Annotated in this window: 20 protein-coding genes, 2 tRNA genes and 1 pseudogene; 8 read left to right on the top strand and 15 right to left on the bottom strand. The window is 70.3% G+C overall.

Going from position 1 to position 24984, the window contains the following annotated elements:
• The first annotated feature begins 41 nt into the window (after positions 1 to 41).
• Positions 42 to 977: a hypothetical protein gene (locus tag ACIRVH_RS05085; RefSeq protein WP_403948296.1), complete on the top strand. Its 936-nt coding sequence runs from the start codon at positions 42 to 44 to the stop codon at positions 975 to 977.
• A gap of 73 nt (positions 978 to 1050) precedes the next feature.
• Here ACIRVH_RS05085 and clpX read toward each other — a convergent pair whose 3' ends face one another.
• From clpX to ACIRVH_RS05060, 5 genes are all read right to left on the bottom strand, one after another.
• Positions 1051 to 2337 carry an ATP-dependent Clp protease ATP-binding subunit ClpX gene (gene clpX, locus ACIRVH_RS05080; protein ID WP_067003552.1) on the bottom strand — a complete coding sequence of 429 codons (1287 nt, stop codon included), beginning with the start codon at positions 2335 to 2337 and terminating at the stop codon, positions 1051 to 1053.
• Between the two features lie 183 nt (positions 2338 to 2520).
• The gene (locus tag ACIRVH_RS05075; protein WP_403948293.1) at positions 2521 to 3186 is read right to left on the bottom strand and encodes an ATP-dependent Clp protease proteolytic subunit; all 666 of its coding nucleotides are present in this window, start codon (positions 3184 to 3186) and stop codon (positions 2521 to 2523) included.
• Positions 3187 to 3253: 67 nt separating this feature from the next.
• Positions 3254 to 3859 carry an ATP-dependent Clp protease proteolytic subunit gene (locus tag ACIRVH_RS05070; RefSeq protein ID WP_094221271.1) on the bottom strand — a complete coding sequence of 202 codons (606 nt, stop codon included), beginning with the start codon at positions 3857 to 3859 and terminating at the stop codon, positions 3254 to 3256.
• A 392-nt stretch (positions 3860 to 4251) separates the two neighbouring features.
• Positions 4252 to 5643 carry a trigger factor gene (gene tig, locus ACIRVH_RS05065; protein WP_403948292.1) on the bottom strand — a complete coding sequence of 464 codons (1392 nt, stop codon included), beginning with the start codon at positions 5641 to 5643 and terminating at the stop codon, positions 4252 to 4254.
• Positions 5644 to 5822: 179 nt separating this feature from the next.
• Positions 5823 to 5899 (bottom strand) — tRNA-Pro (locus tag ACIRVH_RS05060).
• Positions 5900 to 6062: 163 nt separating this feature from the next.
• Between ACIRVH_RS05060 and ACIRVH_RS05055 the strand changes: the two genes are divergently transcribed.
• Positions 6063 to 6133 (top strand) — tRNA-Gly (locus ACIRVH_RS05055).
• A gap of 224 nt (positions 6134 to 6357) precedes the next feature.
• Positions 6358 to 7392, top strand: a complete 1035-nt coding sequence (locus ACIRVH_RS05050) for a lysostaphin resistance A-like protein (protein WP_403948291.1) — start codon at positions 6358 to 6360, stop codon at positions 7390 to 7392.
• Positions 7393 to 7592: 200 nt separating this feature from the next.
• On the opposite strand, the gene ACIRVH_RS05045 is transcribed toward ACIRVH_RS05050, so the two are convergent.
• Both ACIRVH_RS05045 and ACIRVH_RS05040 read right to left on the bottom strand, forming a co-directional pair.
• On the bottom strand, positions 7593 to 9725 hold the full coding sequence (locus ACIRVH_RS05045; RefSeq protein ID WP_403948290.1) for a PQQ-binding-like beta-propeller repeat protein: 2133 nt from the start codon (positions 9723 to 9725) through the stop codon (positions 7593 to 7595).
• A gap of 55 nt (positions 9726 to 9780) precedes the next feature.
• Positions 9781 to 9975: a hypothetical protein gene (locus ACIRVH_RS05040; protein ID WP_403948288.1), complete on the bottom strand. Its 195-nt coding sequence runs from the start codon at positions 9973 to 9975 to the stop codon at positions 9781 to 9783.
• Between the two features lie 532 nt (positions 9976 to 10507).
• Here ACIRVH_RS05040 and ACIRVH_RS05035 point away from each other — a divergent pair.
• Positions 10508 to 11602 carry an acyltransferase family protein gene (locus ACIRVH_RS05035; protein WP_403948286.1) on the top strand — a complete coding sequence of 365 codons (1095 nt, stop codon included), beginning with the start codon at positions 10508 to 10510 and terminating at the stop codon, positions 11600 to 11602.
• Here the strand turns inward: ACIRVH_RS05035 and ACIRVH_RS05030 are convergent.
• The 4 genes and pseudogenes from ACIRVH_RS05030 to ACIRVH_RS05015 form a co-directional block, all read right to left on the bottom strand.
• The gene (locus tag ACIRVH_RS05030; RefSeq protein ID WP_403948284.1) at positions 11599 to 12078 is read right to left on the bottom strand and encodes an HD domain-containing protein; all 480 of its coding nucleotides are present in this window, start codon (positions 12076 to 12078) and stop codon (positions 11599 to 11601) included. The two genes, ACIRVH_RS05035 and ACIRVH_RS05030, sit on opposite strands and share 4 nt — an antisense overlap.
• Positions 12075 to 12341: pseudogene (locus tag ACIRVH_RS05025) on the bottom strand (FtsX-like permease family protein); the annotation flags it as partial. The pseudogene ACIRVH_RS05025 and the gene ACIRVH_RS05030, both read right to left, overlap by 4 nt.
• A 126-nt stretch (positions 12342 to 12467) precedes the next feature.
• A complete protein-coding gene (locus tag ACIRVH_RS05020) occupies positions 12468 to 13226 on the bottom strand; it encodes an ABC transporter ATP-binding protein (RefSeq protein WP_403948282.1) in 759 nt (252 codons plus the stop codon).
• A 133-nt stretch (positions 13227 to 13359) separates the two neighbouring features.
• Complete coding sequence (locus tag ACIRVH_RS05015) at positions 13360 to 14535, bottom strand: PP2C family protein-serine/threonine phosphatase (RefSeq protein WP_403948280.1); 1176 nt, start codon at positions 14533 to 14535, stop codon at positions 13360 to 13362.
• Positions 14536 to 14710: 175 nt separating this feature from the next.
• Between ACIRVH_RS05015 and ACIRVH_RS05010 the strand changes: the two genes are divergently transcribed.
• A complete protein-coding gene (locus tag ACIRVH_RS05010; RefSeq protein ID WP_403948279.1) occupies positions 14711 to 15952 on the top strand; it encodes a GNAT family N-acetyltransferase in 1242 nt (413 codons plus the stop codon).
• A 10-nt stretch (positions 15953 to 15962) separates the two neighbouring features.
• Here the strand turns inward: ACIRVH_RS05010 and ACIRVH_RS05005 are convergent, their stop codons facing one another.
• Both ACIRVH_RS05005 and ACIRVH_RS05000 read right to left on the bottom strand, forming a co-directional pair.
• A complete protein-coding gene (locus tag ACIRVH_RS05005) occupies positions 15963 to 16772 on the bottom strand; it encodes an Fpg/Nei family DNA glycosylase (protein ID WP_403948277.1) in 810 nt (269 codons plus the stop codon).
• 158 nt (positions 16773 to 16930) lie between these two features.
• Positions 16931 to 17416: a ribose-5-phosphate isomerase gene (locus tag ACIRVH_RS05000; protein WP_403948275.1), complete on the bottom strand. Its 486-nt coding sequence runs from the start codon at positions 17414 to 17416 to the stop codon at positions 16931 to 16933.
• A 203-nt stretch (positions 17417 to 17619) separates the two neighbouring features.
• On the opposite strand from ACIRVH_RS05000, the gene ACIRVH_RS04995 reads away from it, so the two are divergent.
• Complete coding sequence (locus ACIRVH_RS04995) at positions 17620 to 19047, top strand: amino acid permease (protein ID WP_403948274.1); 1428 nt, start codon at positions 17620 to 17622, stop codon at positions 19045 to 19047.
• Positions 19048 to 19076: 29 nt separating this feature from the next.
• Here ACIRVH_RS04995 and ACIRVH_RS04990 read toward each other — a convergent pair whose 3' ends face one another.
• Positions 19077 to 21506, bottom strand: a complete 2430-nt coding sequence (locus ACIRVH_RS04990; protein ID WP_403948743.1) for a protein kinase — start codon at positions 21504 to 21506, stop codon at positions 19077 to 19079.
• Positions 21507 to 21758: 252 nt separating this feature from the next.
• Here ACIRVH_RS04990 and ACIRVH_RS04985 point away from each other — a divergent pair, with 252 nt between their 5' ends.
• Positions 21759 to 22475, top strand: a complete 717-nt coding sequence (locus tag ACIRVH_RS04985) for an LPXTG cell wall anchor domain-containing protein (RefSeq protein WP_403948272.1) — start codon at positions 21759 to 21761, stop codon at positions 22473 to 22475.
• Between the two features lie 105 nt (positions 22476 to 22580).
• On the opposite strand, the gene ACIRVH_RS04980 is transcribed toward ACIRVH_RS04985, so the two are convergent.
• Positions 22581 to 23162, bottom strand: a complete 582-nt coding sequence (locus ACIRVH_RS04980; RefSeq protein ID WP_403948271.1) for a biotin transporter BioY — start codon at positions 23160 to 23162, stop codon at positions 22581 to 22583.
• A 443-nt stretch (positions 23163 to 23605) separates the two neighbouring features.
• Here ACIRVH_RS04980 and ACIRVH_RS04975 point away from each other — a divergent pair, with 443 nt between their 5' ends.
• Entirely contained in the window at positions 23606 to 24805 is a 1200-nt protein-coding gene (locus tag ACIRVH_RS04975; RefSeq protein WP_403948269.1) for an ROK family protein, read from the top strand.
• The last annotated feature ends 179 nt before the right edge of the window (positions 24806 to 24984 follow it).

The following is a 24984-nucleotide window of genomic DNA, read 5'->3' as shown; positions in this document are numbered from 1 at the left end:
GGATGTCAGGAACACATAAGCATCTGGAGGGGAACCCAGAAATGAGCAACAACCAGCCGGGCCCGTACGGCCAGCAGCCGCCCTACGGCCAGCCGGGGCAGTCTGGTCCCTACGGCCAGCCGGGTCCCTACGGCCAGCAGCCGCAGGCACCCCAGCCCGGCTACGGCTACCCCCAGCAGGCCCCTCCGGCCCCGCCGCAGCCCGGGTACGGCTACCCCCAGCAGGGTGTGCCGCAGCAGCCGAACGCGTACGGCCAGCAGCAGCCGTACGGCCAGCAGCCCTACGGCGTCCCGCAGCCGCCGGCCGCGGGCGGCGGCAAGAAGAAGACGGGTCTGATCATCGGTGCCGTGGCGGTCGTCGCGGCGATCGCGGTGGGGGCGTACTTCGTGCTCAGCGGGAGCAGCAGCGTCGCGGACGACGGCCCGCACAAGCTGACGGCTCCGTCGAAGGTGATCAACGGGACGTACACGAAGGCGGCGAACTCGGGCTCGGACAGCGTCAGCGACTCCGACCTGCAGGACTTCGAGAAGGCGGGCGTCAAGAACCCCAAGGGCGTCAGCGCCGCCTACCAGAACGGCGAGGGGCTGACCAAGAAGGGTCTCTCCTTCTCCGGCGTGTACGGCACGATCGACGACCCCGAGGGGCTGATCGACGCGGCCTTCGCCAAGGCCAAGACGGAGTCCCTGAAGGACGACAAGGGCAAGCTGATCGGCAGCCCCGAGACGGTCAACCCGTCGGGCTTCTCCAACGGCGTCATGAAGTGCCAGGTGGCCGAGTTCGACAACACCGGCGCGTCCGGCTCGACCGCCGGGGCGAAGACGGTCAAGGTGCCGGTCTGCATCTGGGCCGACCACAGCACGACCGCCCGGGTCACGGCGTTCAGCTTCGCCAGCCTCGCCTCCGGTGACGGCGGCACGATCGCCGACACCGCGGAGCTCGCCGCCAAGCTCCGCAACGACGTGCGCGTCAAGTCCTGACGGCGTACAGCACGACGGCGAAGGGCCCCGGTCGATCCCGACCGGGGCCCTTCGTGTACGCCCGTGACGGCGGCTAGGCCGTCTTCTGCTCCCCCGAGCCCCGCCCGCGGGCGTCCCGCGGGATCAGGGTCGGGTTCACGTTCGAGTGGACGACATCCGCCGTGATGACGACCCGCGCCACGTCCTTGCGGGACGGGACCTCGTACATCACCGACATGAGGACCTCCTCCATGATGGCGCGCAGGCCGCGCGCGCCGGTCTGGCGGAGGATGGCCTGGTCGGCGATGGCTTCCAGGGCCTCGCGCTCGAAGTCCAGCTCCACGCCGTCGAGTTCGAAGAGGCGCTGGTACTGCTTGACGAGCGCGTTGCGGGGCTCGACGAGGATCTGGAGGAGGGCCTCGCGGTCCAGGTTGTGGACCGAGGTGATGACAGGGAGGCGGCCGATGAACTCGGGGATCATGCCGAACTTGACCAGGTCCTCGGGCATGACGTCCTCGAACTGGTCCTTGGCCTCCAGCTCGCGCTTGGAGCGGATCGTCGCGCCGAAGCCGATGCCCTTCGCGCCGGCCCGGGACTCGATGATCTTCTCCAGGCCCGCGAAGGCACCGCCCACGATGAACAGGACGTTCGTCGTGTCGATCTGGATGAACTCCTGGTGAGGGTGCTTACGGCCGCCCTGGGGCGGGACGGAGGCCGTGGTGCCCTCGAGGATCTTCAGCAGGGCCTGCTGGACGCCCTCGCCCGAGACGTCGCGGGTGATGGAAGGGTTTTCACTCTTCCTCGCGACCTTGTCGATCTCGTCGATGTAGATGATCCCCGTCTCGGCCTTCTTGACGTCGTAGTCCGCCGCCTGGATCAGCTTCAACAGGATGTTCTCGACGTCCTCGCCCACATAGCCCGCCTCCGTCAGCGCCGTCGCGTCGGCGATGGCGAACGGGACGTTGAGCATGCGGGCCAGGGTCTGCGCGAGGAGGGTCTTGCCGGAGCCCGTGGGGCCGAGCAGAAGGATGTTGGACTTCGCCAACTCGATGGCGTCGTCGCGGCCTTGGGCGCCGCCGTTCTCGCCTGCCTGGACCCGCTTGTAGTGGTTGTACACCGCGACGGAGAGGGCCTTCTTGGCCGCTTCCTGGCCGACTACGTAGCCTTCCAGGAACTCGTAGATCTCGCGGGGCTTCGGGAGTTCCTCCCAGCGCACCTCGCTCGTCTCGGCGAGCTCCTCCTCGATGATCTCGTTGCAGAGATCGATGCACTCGTCGCAGATGTACACACCGGGCCCTGCGATGAGCTTCTTGACCTGCTTCTGGCTCTTGCCGCAGAACGAGCACTTGAGCAGATCGCCGCCGTCACCGATGCGTGCCACGGTGTGCTTCCCCTTCGCCTGGGAGACGCCTGGACGCTTTCGAATCCAGCGGCTCCTGGTGCTGCCTTATGTCCGACGGTACCTTGCCGGGCCCTGTGTTCGGGCCCCCCTTGGCAGGGTTCACTTTGACGTGCACCGTGCCAAGAGGGGCAGAGAATACGTCGACGAAGACGTCGACCCGCGTCAGCGGACCGTGCCGTTGTTCATCTTCCGGGTGGAGATGATCTGGTCGACGATGCCGTACTCGAGCGCTTCCTCGGCCGTGAGGATCTTGTCGCGCTCGATGTCCTCGCGGACCTTCTCGATCGGCCGGTTGGAGTGCTTGGCCAGCATGTTCTCCAGCTGGTCACGCATCCGGGTGAACTCGTTGGCGATGATCTCCAGGTCGGAGAGCTGACCGCGGCCGGTGGAGCCGGCGGGCTGGTGGATCAGCACGCGCGAGTTCGGCAGCGCCATGCGCTTGCCCGGCGTACCGGCGGCGAGCAGGATGGCCGCGGCGGACGCCGCCTGGCCCATGCACACCGTCTGGATGTCGGGCTTCACGAACTGCATGGTGTCGTAGATGGCCGTGAGGGCCGTCATGTCACCACCGGGGCTGTTGATGTAGATCGAGATGTCCCGGTCGGGGTCCATCGACTCCAGGCACAGCAGCTGCGCCATGACGTCGTTGGCGGAGGCGTCGTCGATCTGGACGCCGAGGAAGATCACGCGCTCCTCGAAGAGCTTCGCGTACGGGTCGTACTCGCGAATGCCCTGAGAGGTGCGCTCGACGAAGCGCGGGATGACGTAGCGGCTGTCGGGGCGGGGCCCTTCGTACATGCCGCTGGCGGCGCCGTGGAAGTTGCTCATGGGGTTCACCGTCCTGGTGGCGTTCGGGGGGCTGGGGTCTCGGCGGTGCTTGGCGTGGCCGGGCCGGTCAGGCACCGGTGCCGCCGCCTCCCGGAACACCCGAGGCGTGCGTGATGATCTCGTCAATGAGACCGTACTCCTTGGCCTCTTCCGGGGTGAACCAGCGGTCGCGGTCGCCGTCGCGGACGATCGTCTCGACGGTCTGGCCGGAGTGCAGCGCGGTCAGCTCGGACATGGTCTTCTTGGTGCGCAGCAGGTACTGGGCCTGGATCTTGATGTCCGAGACCGTACCGCCGAGGCCGGCGGAGCCCTGGTGCATCATGATGTCCGTGTGCGGCAGGGCGAAGCGCTTGCCGGCGGTGCCGCCGGTGAGCAGGAACTGGCCCATCGAGGCCGCCATGCCCATGCCGATCGTGACCACGTCGTTCGGGATGTACTGCATGGTGTCGTAGATCGCCATGCCGGCCGTCACCGAGCCGCCGGGGCTGTTGATGTAGAGGTAGATGTCCTTGTCGGGGTCGGCCGCAAGGAGCAGCAGCTGAGCGGTGATCTTGTTGGCGATGTCGTCGTCAACCTGCTGGCCGAGGAAGATGATCCGCTCGCCGAGCAGCCGGTTGTAGACCTGGTCGCCGAGGCCACCGCCGATGGAAGGCTCGCCGGCGGCGGAGGGCATCAGATTCGTCACGTATCCACCTGCTCGTCTTGCGACGGCGCCGGGCCGTCTCACGTAGTCCTGCCGGGGCTTAGCGGGAACTCCAGCTTGCCCTCGTACTCATGGACCCTAACGCTCAGGCCGCTTCGAGGAATCCCGGAGAAGCGGGTGTTCGCCGGGGGCGTAGCGGAGGGCTCCGCCGGTTTGGCGGTGCGGTTTGTGGGGGGTGGTGCGGAGATCGTCGGGCTGCGGGTGCCGGGGGGCTGGTCGCATCCCGCGGCGGAGCCTCAGGGAGCCGGGTATGGATGCAGCCCCGTACCCCTTCAGGTTGGCCGGTACGGGCCGGTACGACAAACGGGCCCCTGAGAAAAGTCCCCAGGGGCCCGTCTACGCCGTCAGAGACGCCGTGGGGCTCAGCCCTCGGCCTTCTCCTCGGCGGCGTCCTCGGTGCCCTCGACGGCCTCGACCGTCTCGACGGCGGCCTCGGTCTCGTCCTCGTCGTCCAGGTCGATGACCTCGCCGTTGGTGTCCTTCACCGTGGCGGCCTCGACCACGACGGCCAGGGCCTTGCCACGGGCGACCTCGCCGACCAGGAGCGGCACCTGGCCACCCTCGACGACGGCCTGGGCGAACTGGTCGGGGGACATGCCGGAGGAGGCCGCACGCCGCATGAGGTGCTCGGTGAGCTCCTCCTGGTTGACGTTGAGGTTCTCCTTCTTGACCAGCTCGTCGAGGACGAACTGGGTCTTGATGCCCTTGACCGCGGCCTCGCGGGTCTCGGTCTCGAACTCCTCGACGGTCTTGCCCTGGATCTCCAGGTACTTCTCGAGGGTGAGGCCCATCTGGCCGAGCTGGTGGTGCTCCAGGTTGTGCTTGCGGGTGTTGATCTCGTCCTCGAGCAGCTTCTCGGGGACCGGGACCTCGACCAGCTCGAGGAGCTTCTCCAGGACGCGCTCCTGCGCCTGGGTGGCCTGGTCGAACTGCTTCATGTTGGCCAGACGCTTGCGGCTGTCGGCCTTCAGCTCGTCCAGGGTGTCGAACTCGGAGGCGAGCTGCGCGAACTCGTCGTCCAGCTCGGGCAGTTCACGGGCGGCGACCTGGGTGACCTTGACGGTGACCTCGGCCTCCTTGCCCGCGGCCGAGCCGCCCTTGAGCTCGGAGGTGAAGGTGGCCTCGCCACCGGTCTCCAGGCCCTTCACGGCGTCGTCGATGCCGTCGAGGAGCTCGCCGGAGCCGATGGTGTAGGAGACGCCCTCGGCGACGCCGTCCTCGAGGACCTCGCCCTCGACCTTGGCCTGCAGGTCGATCGTGACGACGTCGCCGTCCTCGGCGGCGCGCTCGACCGGGGAGGTGGAGGCGAAGCGCTCACGCAGCTGCTCGACCGACTTCTCGATGTCCTCGTCGGTCACCTCGACGGCGTCGACCTCGACCTCGATGCCGGAGTAGTCCGGGATCTCCAGGGCCGGGCGGATGTCGACCTCGGCGGTGAAGTTCAGCGTGTCGCCGTCCTTCAGCTCGGTGATGTCGACGTCGGGCTGGCCCAGCGGGCTCAGCTCGGCCTCGTTGACCGCCTCGGTGTAGAACTTCGGGAGCGCGTCGTTGACGGCCTCCTCCAGCACCGCACCGCGACCGAACCGCTGGTCGATGACGCGGGCCGGGATCTTGCCCTTGCGGAAGCCCTTCACCGTGACCTGCTGGTTGATCTTCTTGTACGCCGCGTCGAGGCTGTCCTTGAGCTCCTCGAAGGGCACCTCGACAGTGAGCCGAACCCGGGTCGGGTTCAGGGTCTCCACGGCGCTCTTCACGGTTCGGTCTCCTTGTGGCTGACTTCTTGGGTTCTGCCGGAGCCAGACTGGTCCGGCGGATTTCGCCGCCCGGAGGAGTTCGTAGGCCGAGTGGGCCGGGACACACGGGCGCGCAGCTTGCATAGTAACCGGAGCCGGTCAGCGCCCCAAAAGGCGATCACCGTGGTGCCGTGAGCCGGTGGTCGGGGTGGCGGGATTTGAACCCACGGCCTTCCGCTCCCAAAGCGGACGCGCTACCAAGCTGCGCCACACCCCGTCTGGTGCGACACGTAGGGTACATGCCCCGGCCGGATCCGTCGGCCGCTTTGACGACTGCCGTGCGCGTGGCATCGCCGCAGTCCGAACACGTTGGCCTCCGCGGCGGGCGACCCGCTACGATGCTCAGCAGTGCCGAGGTCACCGACCTGCGGCGCACTGTTGCGGGCGTAGCTCAATGGTAGAGCCCTAGTCTTCCAAACTAGCTACGCGGGTTCGATTCCCGTCGCCCGCTCTGATGGCCGAAGGCCCAGGTGAGAGGTGGTTCTCCTCTCACCTGGGCCTTCGGTCGTTCCCGGGGCCTCTCAGTCTTCCACTAACGAACGACACGCAGTCCGGTCAAGTCACGTGTTGATGTGACATGACCGAAATCATCCATTTCTTGTCTCCTGGTTCCGAGGCCGCATCGAAGCAAAGGGCAGCGGCCCCGCAGGACCTACGAGATCGAGGTGGGATCCCATGAGCACGCAGAATCACGTACCGAGCGAAACGACGGAACGTGACGGCGGCCCGGCCCCCGCACAGGACTCGCACGTGATCGCCGCGCCGGCCGGATCGTCCTACCACCGGTTGGCGCGGACCGAGCGGTACCGCTGGTGGCAGCCACTGGTCGCCACGCTGGTCGCCGGGGCAGGCTGGTGGCTGTCCATGTTCCCGCTGGGGTTCATATTGGGCGTGGCGGCCGCGCTGGCCGGAGTCGAGCTGGGCGGTCCCCAGGACACGCTGTTCGCCGACCCCCTGTGGGACGACGCCGCCTTGTTGCTCATGTTGGCCCTCATGCTCCCGATGGTGCTGCTCGCCGCACGCCGGGTGCAGCGCCGGCCGGCCGGCAGCCTGTCCTCGGTGACCGGCCGGGCGCGTTGGCATTGGCTGCTGGTCTGCCTGGGGGTGGCCTTGGCCGCGGCAGTGCTCCTGGTCATCCTGTCGGCCGCCCTCACTCTCATGTTCGGGGCCGGCATGGACGGTTCGGTGTCCGACGCATGGCTGGGCTGGCCGACGTTCCTGGCCTCCGCCGCAGTGTTCGTCCTGCTGGTGCCGCTCCAGGCCGCCGCCGAGGAGTACGTCTTCCGCGGCTGGATCCCCCAGGTCTTCGGCTGTTACCTGCGCACCCCCTGGGTCGGCAGCATCGTCGGCGCTCTGCTCTTCGCCTTGGCTCACGGACTGGGCACCCCGTGGGGCTTCGCCGACCTGATCCTGTTCAGTCTCGTCCTGAGTTTCCTCGTGATCCGTACCGGTGGCCTGGAGGCGGCCGTTGCCTTCCACGTGGGCACCAACCTGGTGCTCATGCTCCTCGGCGCCACCACCGCGGGCGGCGTCGCCGACCACCGCACCGCCGCGGACGGCACCTGGCAACTGCTGGTGGCCGGAGCGGTCGCGCTGGCACTGTACGCGTGGGTGGTCCTCCACCTGAGCCGCCGGCTCCACATCGCCCGCACGGCGCCCGCACCCGTTCTGCTTCCGGCGTCCCAGGTGTCCGGCAGCCCCGCCTGCTGACAGTCATGGCTGGACTGGCAGGGGTGCCCGGCAGAGAGTGGACCAGCGTGTCCCCCACGTGCCCGATCGGACGGCAAGCGACGGGGAACAGCGGGGAACATCGGCGAGCACCCCAGGAACGCGCAGGTCAGCGTCTCACCGGCTCAGCCCCGGTCCGCATACGCGATCTTCCGCTCCCGAGCGTCCACGACCGCCACCTGTCACAGGGTCCTGATGTTCACGCTGTACACCGAGCGGGTGCCGTAGGCGACGTAGACGGCGTCTCCCTGGAGGACCGGGGGTGTGCCCGCGTAGCTGGTGAAGGGTTCCAGGCCGGTGGCGCGGCCGGGGACGCTGTGGATTTCCTTGCCGGTGCGGCGGTCCAGGGCGGCGAGGCGGCCGCCCGGGGAGGCGAGGAGGACGTAGGCGTCGGAGACGGCGGGGGCGCCGGGGCGTTCGACGGAGGAGGGGGTGTCCCAGAGGGTGTGGCCGGTGGTCGGGGCGACGGCGCGGACCTCGCCGCTGTCGAGGACGAAGTACAGGGTTCCGTCGGCCATGGTGGGGGTGGCGGCCGAGGGCACGGAGCGGTCCAGCGGGACGACGTGGGGTGAGCGGTCGGCGAGGTTCAGGAGGGTGACGCGGCGGTAGGGGGGAATCTCGGACTCGTCCGGGCCCACCGGGGAGTCCGAGGAGGTGATGAGGACCAGGCGGTCGTCGGTCTGGCCGGCCAGGGTGAGGGGGCCCGCCACCTCGGCGGTCCAGCGGGCCGTGCCGTGGGCGGGGTCGATCCGGGTGATCGTGGTGTGTGTGCTGTTGCCGTCGACGCACACGAGGTAGCCGTTCCCGTCCGCGCTGCGCAGCCCGCAGGTGTCGTTCGCGGGCATGGTGCGCTTCCAGCGGGGGGTGCCGCGGGCGGTGTCCAGCAGGGAGTAGGTCCTGCCGTCCTTGCCGTAGGTGACGATCGGCCCGTCGTCGGTGACCGTCACCGTGCCCTCCACCGCGGTGGGCCTCACCTCGCCGAGGGGCCTGTTCCAGCGGATCTTTCCGGTGCGGGCGTCGACGGCCTGGAAGACGAAGTGGCTGTTCTGGTCCGAGTGGCCCCTCGTGTCGGCGAGGGTGTAGACGTCGTGTCCGTGCGTGCCGATCACTCCGCTGTCGGGGTATTCGCTGCCGCTGCTGCTCCGGTCGGGGTGATCCTGCTCCGGGAGGCTCCAGGCGACCTTGCCGGTGGCCAGCGAGAAGCGGACGGCCTTGAGGTTGTCGCCGGCGCAGACCAGCCCGCCGTCGAGCGCGGTGCAGGAGGTGAATGCCCCGCCGGGGGTGGTCTTCTTGTCGGTCTCGTGGGCCTGCCAGGCGTGCCAGCCCGGGGGCAGGTCGCCGGGCGGGCCGTGTTCGCCCCCGGTCAGGCGCAGTGCGGTCGCGGAGGCCGCCGCCGCGAGCACCAGGGCACCCGCGGTCGCGGCCGGCCAGATTTTGCGGCGCCGGGTGCGCGAGCGGGTGGGCGTGCGCTCCTGCCGCTCGGGCTCCGGGCGCGGGTCCGGCAGGCGGCCCTCGCGCAGGAGGGTCAGGAGTTCGTCGGGGGTCGGCCGGGACTTGGGGTGCTTTTCCAGGCAGAGCCGGATGAACGGGAGCAGATCGTCCGGGAGGCCGTCGAGTTCGGGCTCGCCCTCGACGACCTTCGTGGCCGTCTCCCAGGGGCTCGCACTGTCGAAGGGGCCGTGCCGGGTGGCGGCGTACACCAGGACCGCGCCGAGGGAGAAGATGTCGGCGGCCGGGCCGACCTCGTGCGGGGAGGAGAACTGCTCCGGCGACATGAAGGGCGGGGTGCCCATCACGCGCCCGGTCTGGGTGAGGGCGTCGGCGGCGGCCGACTCGGCCGCGCGGGAGATGCCGAAGTCGATGACCCGGGGGCCGTCGTCGGCGAGCATCACGTTGGCCGGCTTCAGGTCGCGGTGGACCACGCCGGCGCGGTGGATGTCGCGCAGGGCCTCGGCGAGGCCGGCGGCGAGTGCGCGCAGCCGGTGGGGCGGCAGGGGGCCGTGGCGGCGGACGTGGGTGCCGAGGTCCTCGCCGGGGATGTAGAGCGTGGCCATCCAGGGCCGCGGCGCGTCGGCGCCTGCGTCCACCACGGGTGCCGTGAAGGCGCCGCTGACCTGACGGGCGGCGGCCACCTCGCGGCGGAAGCGGATGCGGAACTCGTCGTCGTCGGCGTACTGGCCGTGGACGACCTTCACGGCGAGCCGGCGGCCGGAGGCGGAGCGGGCCAGGTAGACCACTCCCATGCCGCCGCTGCCGAGACGGTCCTCGATCCGGTAGCCGCCCACTTCCCGCGGATCCGAGTCGCGCAGCGCCATCCCCGTACATCCCCCCGTTGTTTCAGTTGTCCAGCGCTGCCGGCCCCCGCCGGCGTCAGAACCTGATCTGGTTGATGGTCTCCGCTATCGAGTTCAGGAACCGGTTGATGGAGGGCGCCATGCCGGTGGAGGCGAGGAAGAAACCGAAGAGGACGGCGACGATGGCCGGACCCGGTTTGATGCTCCCGCCTCGGATCAGCACCACCAGGATGATCGCCAACAGCAGCACCACAGACAGTGAAATGGCCACAACTGATCACACCCTCGGTCGGTCCGCTCTCCCGGCCCGGGGGTACGGCCCCGCACCCCCGCCAGAACCATCGTGCCACCAACCCAGCCGCTGTATGCGGTTCGTGACGCAACGTTGGACAAGCATCCGCGGCGGGCGACGCCCCGCACAGTAATTCGACGCGACACCCGCGCCGGACTCCACAGGGAATTGCGCAGCTTCGTTTCGGTGCCCACACATCATGTGCGCAGGGAATTCGAATTCATGACACAGGGGCGCACTATGCCCCAATTAGTCGGGATGAATCGGGACATTGAGGCTGAACGGAGGTCTTGGTTGTGCCCATCATCACGTGGACAGGGGAGGCGGCACATGTAAATCACTGGGTACCCGAAGGCGATAACCAGGAATGACCACGGGGGTTTTACGAAATCCCACAGTCGACGCTAGGGTGCCTGAGATGTTTGACGCCGCCTCGTCCCCCGGCCACAGCCGCAGGCCGCTCCCCCCGGCACAGTCGCCGGCGGACGGAGTGCCCAGTCCGCGTGCTCCGATGAGTGCGCAGAAGCGGCAGCCGCCCGCGGACAGACCGGGCAAACAGCGCGACTCGTTCTTCGACAACGCCAAGTACCTGGCGATCGTGCTCGTCGCGATGGGGCACGCCTGGGAACCGCTGAAGGGCGACAGCCGGATCCTGGAGGCCGTGTACACCGTCGTGTACACCTTCCACATGCCGGCGTTCATCATCATCTCCGGCTTCTTCTCGCGCAGTTTCGACATGCGCCCGGACCGGCTGAAGCGGCTCATCACCGGTGTCGCCGTGCCGTACGTCCTCTTCGAGACCGCGTACCCGCTCTTCAAGAACGCCGTCGACGGCTCGCACGAGCCGATCAGCCTTCTCGATCCCTGGTACCTGACCTGGTTCCTGGTCGCGCTGTTCGTCTGGCGGCTGACGACACCGATCTGGAAGCTGGTGCGCTGGCCGCTGCCGCTGGCCATCGGCCTCGCCATGCTGGCCAGCATCACGCCGAGCATCGGTGACGACCTCGACCTCCAGCGCGTCCTGCAGTTCCTGCCGTACTTCGTGCTCGGCCTGTGCATGAAGCCCGAGCACTTCCAGCTGGTGCGCCGCCGCTCGGTGCGGATCGCCTCGGTGCCCGTCTTCGCCGTCGCGCTGGCGATCGGCTGGTGGGCGGTGCCGCGCATGAACACCGCGTGGTTCTACCACCGCGACTCCGCGCAGGAACTGGGCGCGCCGTGGTGGTGCGGCCCGGTGATGGTGCTCGCGATGCTGGGCTGTTCGCTGGTGCTGACGGCCTGCTTCTTCGCCTGGGTGCCGCGCCGGAGGATGTGGTTCACGGCGCTCGGCGCGGGCACCCTGTACGGCTATCTGCTGCACGGCTTCCTGGTGAAGTTCGCCGACTACCGGGGCTGGTTCGACCACCCCCGGCTGCACCACCCGCTCGGCGAGATCGCGGTGACCGTCGTCGCGGCCACCGTCGTCACACTGCTCTGCACCCGGCCCGTGCAGCGAATCTTCCGGTTCGCGATGGAGCCGAAGATGGAGTGGGCGTTCAAGCAGGACGCGGCCGAACTGGCCCGCGAGCGCCAGCAGAAGGAGCGCGAGCGCGAGAAGGTCGGCGTCTAGCTCCGCTGTCCGAGCGTCCGGCCCCGCTGTTCCGGACCGAGAAGTGCGCGCATCCGTGCGTACTTCTCGGTCAGTCGTTTCCGGGTCGGCTCGTCCAGGACCGCGAGCCGCTCCGGGTCGGCGTTGTGCGCCAGGTCGGCCTGCTTCACCAGCAGCGCGCCCGGGGTGGCGAGGATCCGGCGCGCGTACGCCTCCGGCTCCTCCCCCGTCCGCTTGGTGACGGCACGCACGATGGCCTTGGTGCGCGGGGTCAGGGCGGCCGCCGTCAGCCACTCCTCGCTCAACGCGTCGTCCTCGACGGAGTCGTGCAGCCAGGCCGCCGCGATCTGCTCGGCGTCCCCGCCGCGGGCGCGCACCCCGTCGGCGACGGCCGCGAGGTGCTCCGCGTACGGCCGTCCCGCCTTGTCGGTCTGCCCCGCGTGCGCGGTGCGGGCGAGGCTCTCGACCTCGGCCAGGGTGAGTGGTGTCTCGGTCACCCGTCCAGTGTCTCCCGGCGCAGTGCCGCGCGGGCCGGGACGGTGACCGCGGTCAGCCCGAGCAGCAGGATGCCGCCGGCGAAGGCGCCGTAGACCACGGGCGGGATGCACGGGCCCTGTCCGGTCAGCCCGTTCGTCATCGGCACCAGCGTGGCCACCGCGATGGCGGTGCCGAGCGCGATGCCCGCGAGGGTGACCAGCAGGGCCTCCCAGCGGATCATGCGCAGGATCTGCCGCCGCGTGGAGCCGATCAGCCGCAGGGTTGTGTTTCCCGCTCGCACCACCCGTACCTCTTTCGTCGTCGGGTGCGGGTGGCCCTTGTGGGACGGATTCGCCGTCGGCGGGTGCGGGGGAGCCCTGTAGGTGTGCTCGTTGGCGGTGGCTCGGGGTCAGGCGGCCGGGCGGGTGTGGGTGGCGTGGGTGGTGAGGGCCGTCATGCGGGATGCGATGTGGGCTGCGGGGGCTCGGTCGAGGTGGTCGACCAGTCGGCCGTCGGCCAGGAACAGGACGCGGTCGGCCCAGGCGGCGGCCGTCGGGTCGTGGGTGACCATGACGATCGTGGCGCGCTGGGAGTCCACGGCGTCGCGGAGCAGGGCGAGGATCTCGGCGGCGGTGCTGGTGTCCAGGGCGCCGGTGGGCTCGTCCGCGAAGACGACGTCGGGGCGGGCGACGAGGGCCCGGGCGACGGCCACGCGCTGCTGCTGGCCGCCGGACAGCTCGCTCGGGCGGCGCCGGGCCTTGTCGGCGAGGCCGACCTGGGCGAGCACCTCGGCCGAGCGGCGGCGGTCGGGACGGTGGCCGGCCAGCCGCACGGGCAGGACGACGTTCTGTTCGACCGTGAGGGAGGGGAGGAGGTTGAAGGCCTGGAAGACGAAGCCGAGGCGGGTGCGGCGCAGTGCGGTCAGCTTGTTCTCGCTCAGCCCGGTGATGTCCGTGCCGCCGAGCACGACCCGGCCCGCGGTGGGGCGGTCCAGGCCCGCCGCGCACTGCAGGAACGTGGACTTGCCGGAGCCGGAGGGCCCCATCACCGCGGTGAAGGTGCCGGAGGGAAGGGCCAGGTCGATGCCGCGCAGGGCGTGCACGGCGGAGCCTCCGCGGCCGTAGTGGCGCGTGACTCCGTGCAGTTCTACGGCCCAGTCGCTTGGCATGGGGGTCCCTCCGGTCCGTGGGCGTTCGGTGACGTGTCTCGACCGTACGGATACGGAGGGTGGCCGGACCATGCGGACGGCTGGCGGATCAGGGCGGGGGAAAACCCCACCCCCGGCATTGCCCGGGGGTGTCTCAGCGGGCCGTCGCCGGCGCTGTCTGGCGGCAGATCAGGAGCAGGGCCCGGTCGTCGTTGACGTCCCTCGCCACCGCCTCGATGAGGTGCCAGGCGGCGCCGTGGAAGCCGCCGGCGACATAGCGGTCGGCCTCTCCGGTGAGGCGGTCGATGCCCTCCACGATGTCGCGGTCGGAGGTTTCCACCAGTCCGTCCGTGAACAGCATCAGCACGTCCCCGGGGCGCAGCGAGCCCTTCACGGGGTCGAACTGGGCGCCGTCGTACACACCCAGCAGCGGGCCCTCGGCCGCCTTCTCCTCCCAGCGGCCGCTGCCCGCGCTCAGCTGCAGCCCCGGCGGATGGCCCGCCGAGTACAGCTCGTAGTCCCCGGAGTCCAGGTCCAGCACCAGGTGGATGGAGGTCGCGAAGCCCTCGTCCCAGTCCTGGCGGAGCAGGTAGCCGTTGGCGGCCGGGAGGAAGGCGTGCGGGGCGAGGGAGCCCAGCAGTCCGCCGAACGCGCCCGACAGCAGCAGCGCACGCGATCCCGCGTCCATGCCCTTGCCGGACACGTCCGTGAGCACGACCTCCAGGGTGCGGCCGCTGTTCGTACGGGCCGCGACGACGAAGTCGCCCGAGAAGGACTGGCCGCCCGCCGGGCGCAGCGCCATCTCGTGGTGCCAGCCCAGCGGCAGCTTCGGCAGCTTGCTCTGCACCCGGATCCGCTCGCGCAGGTCGAAGAGCATGGTGCCGCCGCGCCGCCAGGGCACGCCGACCCGGCTGCGGAACTGCGCGGTCAGCAGCCCGAAGAAGCCGCACGCGGCGACCACCAGGACCACACCGGGGGTGACCCGCGAGGGCCCCTCGGTGTACGGGCCGAGCCGCACCGACTCCACGATCAGCGCGGTGGCCGCCGCCGCGTACAGGCCGAGCAGGCTCGCCGGGCGCAGCAGCAGGCCCCCCGCGACGACCGGCAGCACCAGGGTGCCCGGGGAGCACCACACCGAGTTGGCGAGGGTCATGGCCGCGAGGACGGGGATGGTGAGCAGCAGACCGACGAGCGCGATCCAGTCCGAGCCGTCGCCACGGAAGTAGTCCACGGCGCTTCTGCGCAGGCCGACGCGGACCCGGTGCCACTGCATCTTCCACCGGGCCGTGAACGTCTCGGCCTTCGCGCGCCGCTCTCGTCCTGCTGCCATTAGTTCGGGACCCTATCGATCGGACCAGCCCCTTGGCACGGGAGGTCCCACTTGTCCCCCGTGAGAGGCTTAACTTCGCAGTTCAACTTCACAGTGAACGGCACGGAGTGCAAGCGTGCCGCCGCCCGGGAGAAATTCACTGGCTCGTCCCGCAATGCCCTGATAGGCATGGCTCATGGCGACTGACGGTACGACCGAGTTGAAGGTGCTGCGCCCCGAGGAGTGGGACCGGTGGTGGGACAACCTGGTCCGTGCCTTCGGCGCGGGTCCGGCCTCGCCCGAGGAACGTGAACTGGACAAATCGCTCACCGAGTTCGACCGCTCCCTGGCCGCCTGGGACGGGGACGTGCTGGTGGGCACGGCGGGGGCGTTCAGCTTCCGGATGACCGTGCCGGGCGGGTCCCTGGTGCCCGCCGCGGGCGTCACCATGGTGAGCGTCGCCGCCACGCACCGGCGGCGCGGCGTGCTGACCTCCATGATGCGGCGCCAGTTGGACGACGTGCGCGCCCTGGGCGAGCCGCTGGCGGTGCTGACGGCCTCCGAGCCGGCCATCTACGGCCGCTTCGGGTACGGCGCCGCCACCTTCCAGGTGCACGCCGAGATCGACACGAGCCGGGTGAGGCTGGCCCTGCCCGCCGGCACCGAGGAGATACGGCTGCGGTACGCGCAGCCCGCCGACGTCCTCGCCGAGTGCGAGGCGGTGTACGCGACGCTGGTGCCGCGCCGGCCCGGGATGCTGGCCCGGCAGCCCGGCTGGGAGCGGGTGGCGCTGCTCGACCCGGAGAGCGAGCGGGAGGGCGCGTCCGCACTGCAGTGCGTGGTCGCCGAGCGGGACGGCGAGGTCACCGGGTACGCCCGCTTCCGCACCAAGCTGGGCTGGGGGCCGACCGGGCACAACGGCACGGTGTCGCTGGAGGACCTCGCCGCACGGGACCCGGCGACCGATGCGGCGCTGTGGCGCTTCCTGTGCGACATCGACCTGATGACGAACCTGACGGTGCGGGGACGTCCGGTCGACGACGCGTGGCAGTACCTGGTCTCCGACATCCGGCGTTGCGTGCCGCGGCTGCGGGACTCGTGCTACCTCCGTCTCGTCGACGTCGGTGCGGCACTGGCGGCGCGCACCTATCAGGCGCCGGTGGACGTCGTGTTCGAGGTGGCGGACGACTTCTGCCCCTGGAACGCGGGGCGTTGGCGGCTGACCGGCGACACCAAGGGCGCGTCCTGCGAGCGTACGACCGACGCCGCCGATCTCACCCTGTCCGTACGGGAGTTGAGCGCGGCCTACCTCGGCGGCGTGAGCCTGCTGTCGCTGGCGGCGGCCGGCCGGGTACGGGAACTGCGGGGCGGGGCGCTGACGGAGGCGTCGGTGGCGTTCGCCTCACCGGTGGTCCCGTGGCTGCCGCACGGCTTCTGACGGCTCCCGCTCAGGGCTGCTGGCAGGTCGGGCACCAGAAGAGGTTGCGGGCGGCGAGGTCGGCGGTGCGGATCTCGGTGCCGCAGAGGTGACAGGGCAGGGTGGCCCGGCGGTAGACGTAGACCTCGCCGCCGTGGTCGTCCACGCGGGGCGGGCGGCCCATCGCCTCCGGGGTGTGCTCGGGGCGGACCGTGTCGATGCGGTTGTTGCGCACGCCCTCCCGCATGAGCGCGACGAGATCGGCCCAGATGGCGTCCCACTCGGCCGGGGTGATGTCCCGGCCCGCGCGGTACGGGTCGATCCGGTGCCGGAAGAGGACCTCGGCGCGGTACACGTTGCCCACACCGGCGATGATCTTCTGGTCCATCAGCAGTGCGGCGATCGTCGTACGGCTGCGGGAGATCCTCCGGTGTGCCGCGCCCGGGTCGGCGTCCGCACGGAGGGGGTCGGGGCCGAGGCGGTCGTGTATCGCCCGCTTCTCGTCGTCCGTGATGAGCGCGCAGGTCGTCGGGCCGCGCAGGTCGACGTACGCGGTGTCGTTCGCGAGGCGGAGGCGGACGGTGTCGGTGGGCGGGGGTGCGGGGGTGGGACCGAAGCCGACCTTGCCGAAGAGGCCGAGGTGGATGTGGACCCAGTCGGTGTCGCGGAACCGGAGGAAGAGGTGCTTGCCGTGGGCCTCGGTACCGGTGAGGAGGGCGCCGTTCAGCAGGTCGGCCGCGTCCGAGAACTTGCCCTGGGGGCTGGTCACCCGTGGGGCGGTGCCCTGGAAGCGCTCGGCGTAGTCCTGGGCCAGCCGGTGGATGGTGTGCCCTTCTGGCAAGGCTGAGGTGTCCTTTCCTGCCGTGACTTTCCCACCCGCCCACCCGTCTCGGTCGGCAGGCGGGTGGGTGGGTGCACAGGCTCTGCCCACCCGCCTCATCTCAGCCGACCGAGTCGGGTGGGTGGGCAGAGCGGGGCCCTGGGGCGGAGCCCCCGGGGTTACTGCTGCGGGTGGTGGGGCGGGATCGGGGGCAGGTCGCCCGTCGTCTCGTACGCCGACAGCATGTCGATGCGGCGCTGGTGACGCTCGTCACCGGAGAACGGCGTGTTGAGGAAGACCTCGACGAACTTGGTCGCCTCCTCCGTGCTGTGCATCCGCGCACCCACGGCCACGACGTTCGCGTTGTTGTGCTGCCGCCCCAGCGTCGCCGTCTCCTCGCTCCACGCGAGAGCCGCCCGCACACCCTTCACCTTGTTCGCGGCGATCTGCTCCCCGTTGCCGGAGCCGCCGATCACGATGCCGAGAGCCTCGGGGTCCGCGGCCGCCTTCTCCGCGGCACGCAGACAGAAGGGCGGGTAGTCGTCCAGGGCGTCATAGATGTGAGGCCCGCAGTCGACGGGCTCGTGCCCCGCCGCCGTGAGCCATTCGACGAGGTGGTTCTTGAGTTCGTAGCCCGCATGGTCGGAGCCGAGATACACGCGCATGGGACGAGTGTGACACGCCTGTTTCAGGGCAGCAGCTTCGGGTGTCGAGCCCAGAAAATGTGGCTGAACCCATAGAACCTCAAGGAAACCTCAAGTAACGATCTGGATTCAGAGGTTCCCGGATTCGTTCGCCTCGGTTTCACTGGACCGGCTCGTACACCGCTCGTGCGGGCTGCTCCCCCTGGCGTAAAGGAAATCCGTCCATGACCCCTGGTTCGGGCCTCCAAGCAGGACTCAAAAACCGCCATCTGACGATGATCGCGATCGGTGGCGTCATCGGAGCCGGCCTCTTCGTCGGTTCCAGTTCCGGTATCGCTACCGCGGGACCGGGCATCCTCCTGTCGTACGCTCTCGTCGGCACGCTCGTGGTGCTGGTGATGCGCATGCTCGGCGAGATGTCCGCCGCCAACCCGACCTCCGGTTCCTTCTCCGCGCACGCCGACCGCGCGCTCGGACGCTGGGCCGGCTTCTCCATCGGCTGGCTCTACTGGTTCTTCTGGGTCGTCGTGCTGGCCGTCGAGGCCACCGCCGGCGCGAAGATCCTCGAGGGCTGGATCCCGGCCGTACCGCAGTGGGGCTGGGCGCTCATCGTGATGACCGTCCTGACCGCGACCAACCTGGTCTCGGTCAGCTCCTACGGCGAGTTCGAGTTCTGGTTCGCCGGTATCAAGGTCGTGGCGATCGGCGCGTTCATCGTCGTCGGCCTGCTGGCCATCCTCGGTGTCCTGCCCGGCGTGCACGCCGACAAGGCGAGCTTCGGCAATCTGACCTCGCACGGCGGCTTCCTGCCGCACGGACCCGGCGCCATCCTCACCGGTGTGCTGCTGGTCGTCTTCTCCTTCATGGGCAGCGAGATCGCGACGCTGGCGGCCGGCGAGTCGGAGGACCCGCAGAAGGCGGTCACCAAGTCGACCAACAGCATCATCTGGCGTATCGGCGTCTTCTACCTGGGCTCGATCCTGGTCGTCGTCGCGCTGCTGCCGTGGAACGACCCCTCGATCGCGAAGGACGGCTCGTACGTCGCCGCCCTGAACTCCCTCGGCATCGCGCACGCCGGTGAGATCATGAACTTCATCGTTCTGACCTCGGTGCTGTCCTGCCTCAACTCGGGCCTGTACACGGCCTCCCGGATGGCGTTCTCGCTCGGCCAGCGCGGTGACGCGCCGAAGGCGTTCGCCCGTACGACGTCCCGGGGCGTGCCGATGGCGGCGATCATCGCCTCCGTGCTCTTCGGCTTCGTCGCGGTCTTCTTCAACTACAAGTTCCCGGACACGATCTTCCTCTTCCTGGTCAACTCGTCCGGTGCGGTCGCGCTGTTCGTGTGGCTGGTCATCTGCGCCTCGCAGCTGCGGATGCGGAAGATCATCCAGCGGGAGGCGCCGGAGAAGCTCGTCGTGAAGATGTGGCTGTACCCGTACCTGACCTGGGCGACGGCCGCTCTGATCGTGTCCGTCCTGGTGTACATGCTCTTCGACACGGAGCATGACGGGCAGGAGACGGTGCTGCTGTCGCTGCTGGTCGCGGCGCTCGTGCTGGTGGTCGCGTTCGTCAAGCAGAAGGTGACGGCGGGCCGCGGGACCGAGGTGCCCGCGGCCGAGGCCGAGGTGGCCGACAAGGTCACCACGGGCTGACGTCCGACTGGTTCCAGCTGCTTTACGGCTCACAGCACGGTGAAGGTCTCCTTCACCGTGCTGTACGTCTTCAGGGCCTGTGCTTCGATCTCCGGCTGGTACCAGGTGTTGATCTGGTACGACTTCCCGTCCGCGTCGAAGCCGAGGAGGCGGGCGTGCCAGGGGGTGCCCCTGAGGGTGAAGGTGTACTCCCAGACGACCGCCGGGTAGCCCTGGAATCTGGTCTCCGCCAGCCGGATCTTGACGTAGTCGCGTCCCTGCTGGGCGTTCTCCTCCGAGCGCTTCCAGGTGTCCATGAGGTCGCCCCGGGCCAGCGAGGACTTGCCGACGAGTTCCTGCCGGCCGTCGGGCGAGGTGTAGTGCACCTCGGCCCCGGTCTTCACGTCCCGCCGCCACCCCTGCGGCGGGATCCACGCGAACCCGCCCGCCTCCGTCCTGGAGCCGGGCGGCGGGCTGTGCGGCCGCGATGTCCCGTCGACGGTCGGGGAGTTGGTCGGGGCGGCGGCCTCGGAGTCCGAGGCCCTGGGCGAAGTAGCCGTGGCGGTCCCGCCCTGGGCCCCCTCCCGCCGCCCGCCCCCGCCGGAGGTGACGACCAGCACGGCGATCACGACACCGACGGCGACGACCCCGAGAACGGCCTGGAGCGCGGTACGACGGAAGTGCGGGCCGTCCTGTTCTTCGGGCGCCCCGGCCGACTCGAACGGTGCGCCCACCCGACGCCGGGTCGCCGCACCGGCCCGCGCGAGAGCCCCGGCGGACTGCTGCGCCGGACCGTCCCCGGGCACCCCGGCTTCATCAGCAGCCGCGAGGAGTCCGCCACGGTCACCGGCAGGGCCTGAGCTGCTGCCGACGGGGGCGGGGCCATGGTCGGGGGCAGCACGACCGCCGCTCACAGGGGCAGGGCCGGGGCCGCCCGGACCAAGGCCGACAGGGGGTGGGCCAGGGTCACTGAGGCGCGGGCCGTCGCCGACACGGGCAGGACCGCGGTCGCCAGGGGCATCACCGCCACCGACACCGGCGGAACCCCTGCCGCCGGGAACGGGGACGCCGCCGACGGGGCCGAGGCCGCCGCCGACACCGATGGGGCCGTATCGGCCGCCAAGCGCGTCCTGGGACGGCCGTGTGGAGGGGGTGGGTCCCTGCCCGGCCTGAGCCGCGCCCGCCCCCCGGCCCATCGGCTCGGCTCCGGCCGGCCCGTCTCCCGCCGGCCGGGCTCCGCGCAGCGCAGAACCCCCCGAGGGCAGACCACCCGAGTCGGGCCCCACCGCCCCGGCTCCACGCGGCCCGGTCTCCGCCGGCCCAGTGGGAGCCCCGCCCGCCCCCCGCCCCATCGGCCCGTCTCCCGGTGGCCGGGCTCCGGGCGGCGCAAGACCCCCCGAGGGCAGACCGCCCGAGTCGGGCCCCACCGTCCCCCCTCCACGCGGCCCGGTCTCCGCCGGTCCAGTGGGAGCCGCTCCCGCCCCCCGGCCCGTCGGGTCGGCTTCCGCCGGACGGGCTCCGCGCAGCGCAGAACCCCCCGAGTGGAGACCGTCCGAGTCGGGCCCCGCCGCCCCGGCGCCACGCGGCCCGGTCTCCGCAGGTCCGGGAGCCACCGGCTCGGCTCCGGCTGCTGATCCGGCGCCCATCGGCTCGGTACCCGCAGCCCCGGTCCTCACCGGTCCCTCCCCCGGTACCGGCACCTCCCCCATGGAAACCGTCGGGGTCGGCGACGGATACACCACCAGCCTCAGGGCCCGCTCGACCTCGCTCAGGCCGGGGCGGTTCGACGGGTCCTTTGTCAGGAGGGCGGCGAGAAGGGGGTGCAGTGGGCCTGCTGCCGGGGGGAGACGGGGTTCTTCGTAGAGGACCGCGTGCAGGGTGGCCAGGGTGGTGTCGCGGGTGAACGGGGAGTTGCCCGCCAGGGCCGCGGCGAGGGTCGCGCCGAGCGACCACAGGTCGGACGGCGGACCCTGGCGGTGGCCGGAAATGCGCTCCGGGGCCATGTAGTCGGGGGAGCCGACGAGCATGCCGACCATGGTGAGGGCCTTGGCGTCCTGGATCGCGGCGATGCCGAAGTCGGTGAGGACGACCCGGCCCGCTCCCGTTTCCACCAGGACGTTCCCCGGCTTGATGTCCCGGTGCAGGACGCCGCCGGCGTGCACTTGGCGGAGCGCGGCCACCAGGCCCAGGCCGATGCGCGCGGTCTCGCGCGGGCTCAGCGGGCCCTCCTCCGTCATGATCCGCTCCAGTGAGCGGCCGGTGACCAACTCCATGACGATCCAGAGGCGTTGGCCCTCGTCCACCACGTCGTACACGCGCACGACGTTGGGGTGGTCGATCCGGGCCGTCGCCCGGGCCTCGCGCAGGGTGCGTTCACGGTGTGTGCGGCTGTCCTCCGCGGCCTGCCCGTCGACGCGTATCTCCTTCACCGCGACCAGCCGGTCGAGCATTTCGTCGACGGCCCGCCACACCCGCCCCATTCCCCCCTGCCCGATGCTTTCGACCAGCCGATAGCGTGCGTTCACCAGCAGCCCCGGAATCCCGCCGGCCCCCGGCCCTCCCGCTTCCCCCATATTTCCCGGCAATGCCTCGCACCCCCCTCAACGACCGTCTCTGCTGAAACACAACGGTCACACTTCGAGCCGTACCAGCATAGTGCGGGGAAATCTTGTGGTACCTCTTCAAGTACTGCGAATTCAGGCGCAGTCCAGGGGGTTGCAAGGGGGGCGAACATGAGTTCTCGTCGTAGGGCGGGCATCGCGGGATCGCTGGTCATGGCATCTTTCTCGGCCGTGCTGGCCCTCGCCTGCACGGCCGCCGCCGATGACCAGGGAACGGGCAGCGACAAGGGAGGAAAGGCGGTCGACACGGCACCGGCGGGCGTGAAGCTGCGCACGCTCCTGCCGGAGAAGATCTCGGTCGACAACAGTTCGAAAAAGACGGCGATTACCGCCACCGTGAAGAACGACGGCACCAAGAGCAGCGGTGACATTCGGCTTTTGGTCGTCGGATTCGACGCGCTGAAGATCACGGGCGTTCAGGGCTGCTCGACCATCGCGAAAAAGGACCTGCCGGAAGGTTCGAACAGCGGTTTCAGCTGCCCGGTCGGCACGCTCGCGGCCGGGCAGTCCAAGTCGTACGCGGTCCAGGCCACCTACGACCTGAGCAAGGCCGGCAAGATCTGTCTGCCCGTGCAGACCACGGACGGGAAGAAGACCTTCTGGCAGCAGGGCCCGGTGCCCTTCGGCACGACCAACCCGTCGCCGAACGCCCCGGCCACCCCGCTGCTCCTCGGCACCGACAACAAGCCGGTCGCACCGGGCGGCGACGAGTTGCCGAAGACCGGTGTGGGGCGTGACGTACTGCCCCTGGGCGCCGCGGGCGCCGCACTCATCGCGGCCGGTGTGGCCGGGGTGTGGTGGTCACAGCGCCGGCGGCAGGAGGCCTGAGCGGCACGGAATGCGGGGCTGTGCGCCCCGGAGACACGAAAGAGGCTCGCCGGGCTCAAGGAGCGGTACGACCCGGCGAACCTCTTCCGCATGAGAACTACGGCATCAGCGCTTGCTGACGAACTTCCAGGCGGTGGGCAGCAGGCCCATCGCCAGGGCGGCCTTCAGCGCGTCGCCGATGAGGAACGGGGTGAGGCCGAGGGAGATCGCCTGGGAGGCGGACATGCCGGCGGCCACGGCCAGGTAGGGGACGCCGACGGCGTAGATGACGGCCTCGCCGAGGATCATCGTGCCCGCCATGCGCAGCGGCGAGCGGTCGGTGCCGCGGGCGGCCAGCGCGCCCACCAGCGCGGAGGCGAGCAGCATGCCGAGGATGTAACCGAAGGAGACGGCGCCCGAGCCGGAGGTGCCGCCCGCGAACCACGGCACGCCGACGGCACCCGCGACGGCGTACAGGGCCAGCGAGAGGAAGCCGCGACGGGCACCGAGCGAGGTGCCGACGAGCAGCGCGGCGAAGGTCTGGCCGGTCACCGGCACCGGGGAGCCGGGCACCGGAACCGACAGCTGGGCCGCGAGACCGGTGAGCACGGCGCCGCCGAGGACGAGGGCGGCGTCGCGCACGCGGGACGCGGGAAGGAGGTCGGCGAGTACGGCGCCGGGGCGGGCGGCGACGGTGGCGGTGCTCATGGGGACTCCGCGAATGGTGTGGGCACGTGGGAACACCGTGACGCTATCCCGGCCGCCGCACGCTGATCACCGTCGGTGCTCGACAAAGGCGGGAACCGGCCCTTGGTGGGCTCCGAACAAAGGGTGCAGGTTACACCGGGTACGGCGTGATACCGGTCACTGAGGTGAAGTGGTGCATGGTACGGGGGGACCTGACGCCTCGTCTGTAGGGTTCCACCAATGCCCCGGTGGCCGTCTCGCCCGTCGGTCGCCGTCTGGGCAGCGCGGGGGCGCTTTGCTAGCTTCGAACGCATGGTTGCCCAGGCCCGGTACTTCACGTCGCGTCGCTATGTCGACCTGCGACGCCAAGGCACGGCCATCTGTCGCCGCCCGGGGTAGCGGCGCCTTGCGGTGTGCCGCTCCTCTCCGAGACGTGTCGGCCCCGTTCCCGAGGACGGTCCTCCATGCCCCGTACCGCGGCATCCACCCTTGTCTCCCCCGTTCCCCGCGCCGCCGACTGCGACCGGCGGCGTACGAGTGCCAGCGTCGTGCTGCGGTCCGTGCTGGAGCACGGACCGGTGGCACGCAGCACCATCGCCCGGCTGACCGGGCTGTCACCCGCGTCGGTGACCGAGCACTGTGCCCGGCTGGCCGGGCTCGGGCTGATCCGTGAGGAGGCGGCACCCCGCCGTTCGAACGGGGTCGGCCGGCCGCACGTGCCGGTCGACCTCGACCGAGACCTGTTCGTGGTCGGCGGGGTGCACGTGGCCGTGCCGTACACCACGGTCGCGCTGCTGGACCTGCGCGGCCGCGTGGTGGCCGAGCGGCAGCTGAAGCACGAACGGACCGATCCGGGCCGGGTGTCGGCCCGGGCCGCCGAGGGACTGGAGGCCCTGCTCGCGCAGGTGCCGGGCCGCCGGCCACTGGGGGTCGGGGTCGCCGTCGGCGGCTGGGTGGACCGGGAGACGGGCACCGTCGTCGAGCACGAGCTGCTGGGCTGGCGCGAGGTGCCGGTGCGGGACCTGCTCGGCGCCCGCACCGGGCTGCCGGTCCAGGTGGACGGGCACGCACGGGCGTTGGTCAACGGCGAGCGGCTGTTCGGGCGGGTCCGGAGCAGCCGCAGCGTGCTGCATCTGTTCGTCGGCAACGTGGTCGACGCGGCGTTCGCGACCCATGACGAGGTGCACCACGGGCCCCGGTCCCAGTCCGGTGCGATCGCCCATCTTCCGGTGCCGGGCGGCACCGAGCCGTGCGGTTGCGGGCGAACCGGCTGCCTCCAGGTGGAGCTGAGCGAGCGGACGCTGTGCCGGCGGGCCCGGGAGGCCGGGGTGATCGACGGGGTGAACCCGATGCAGGTGGTGGCCGCTGCGGCGGCTGGGGACGCGGTGGCCCGGCGACTGCTGGTGGAGCGGGCCCGGGCGACCGGACGGGCGGCCGGGCTGCTGCTGGATGTGCTCAACCCGGAGACCGTCGTGGTGACCGAGGTAGGTGTCATCCACTTCACGGACTGCCTGCACGCTCTCAGGGAAGCGGCCGGAATCAGCCGTGCGACGGCTGTCCATCCGACCAGTTTCCCCGATTCCGTACTGGCGACGGCGGGTGGATCGGTGATTCTCGACGTGCTGTACCGGGACCCGTTGAGTGCATCACCTGAGGCTATTTAATTCAGAAACTCCGAATGTTGACAGGGGCGAGCATGGCCGGGAACATGCTGGTCATGAACCCGCACACGAGCTGTCGCACCCTCTGTTGCTGACACGTTGCCGCGCATGAAGCGCGTGTTTCCGTTGCGTGAGTTCTTTCTTTTCCGGCCTGCCCCCACCCGGATTTCTGCCTGCCTTTC

This window comes from Streptomyces sp. NPDC101165 (assembly GCF_044768135.1).
Classification (GTDB): domain Bacteria; phylum Actinomycetota; class Actinomycetes; order Streptomycetales; family Streptomycetaceae; genus Streptomyces.
Note: the sequence above shows the minus strand (reverse complement) of the source record. Positions and strands in the feature narration are given on the sequence as shown.

Bases quoted from the DNA above. Each gene is read 5' to 3' on its own strand.
- ACIRVH_RS05020 (WP_403948282.1), bottom strand. From the start codon at position 13,226: ATGCCAAGCGACTGGGCCGTAGAACTGCACGGAGTCACGCGCCACTAC.
- ACIRVH_RS04975 (WP_403948269.1), top strand. From the start codon at position 23,606: ATGCCCCGTACCGCGGCATCCACCCTTGTCTCCCCCGTTCCCCGCGCC.
- ACIRVH_RS04995 (WP_403948274.1), top strand. From the start codon at position 17,620: ATGACCCCTGGTTCGGGCCTCCAAGCAGGACTCAAAAACCGCCATCTG.
- ACIRVH_RS05035 (WP_403948286.1), top strand. From the start codon at position 10,508: ATGAGTGCGCAGAAGCGGCAGCCGCCCGCGGACAGACCGGGCAAACAG.
- ACIRVH_RS05010 (WP_403948279.1), top strand. From the start codon at position 14,711: ATGGCGACTGACGGTACGACCGAGTTGAAGGTGCTGCGCCCCGAGGAG.
- ACIRVH_RS05000 (WP_403948275.1), bottom strand. From the start codon at position 17,416: ATGCGCGTGTATCTCGGCTCCGACCATGCGGGCTACGAACTCAAGAAC.
- ACIRVH_RS04985 (WP_403948272.1), top strand. From the start codon at position 21,759: ATGAGTTCTCGTCGTAGGGCGGGCATCGCGGGATCGCTGGTCATGGCA.
- ACIRVH_RS05075 (WP_403948293.1), bottom strand. From the start codon at position 3,186: ATGAGCAACTTCCACGGCGCCGCCAGCGGCATGTACGAAGGGCCCCGC.
- ACIRVH_RS05045 (WP_403948290.1), bottom strand. From the start codon at position 9,725: ATGGCGCTGCGCGACTCGGATCCGCGGGAAGTGGGCGGCTACCGGATC.
- ACIRVH_RS04980 (WP_403948271.1), bottom strand. From the start codon at position 23,162: ATGAGCACCGCCACCGTCGCCGCCCGCCCCGGCGCCGTACTCGCCGAC.
- ACIRVH_RS04990 (WP_403948743.1), bottom strand. From the start codon at position 21,506: ATGGGGCGGGTGTGGCGGGCCGTCGACGAAATGCTCGACCGGCTGGTC.
- ACIRVH_RS05050 (WP_403948291.1), top strand. From the start codon at position 6,358: ATGAGCACGCAGAATCACGTACCGAGCGAAACGACGGAACGTGACGGC.
- ACIRVH_RS05085 (WP_403948296.1), top strand. From the start codon at position 42: ATGAGCAACAACCAGCCGGGCCCGTACGGCCAGCAGCCGCCCTACGGC.
- ACIRVH_RS05070 (WP_094221271.1), bottom strand. From the start codon at position 3,859: ATGCCCTCCGCCGCCGGCGAGCCTTCCATCGGCGGTGGCCTCGGCGAC.
- ACIRVH_RS05015 (WP_403948280.1), bottom strand. From the start codon at position 14,535: ATGGCAGCAGGACGAGAGCGGCGCGCGAAGGCCGAGACGTTCACGGCC.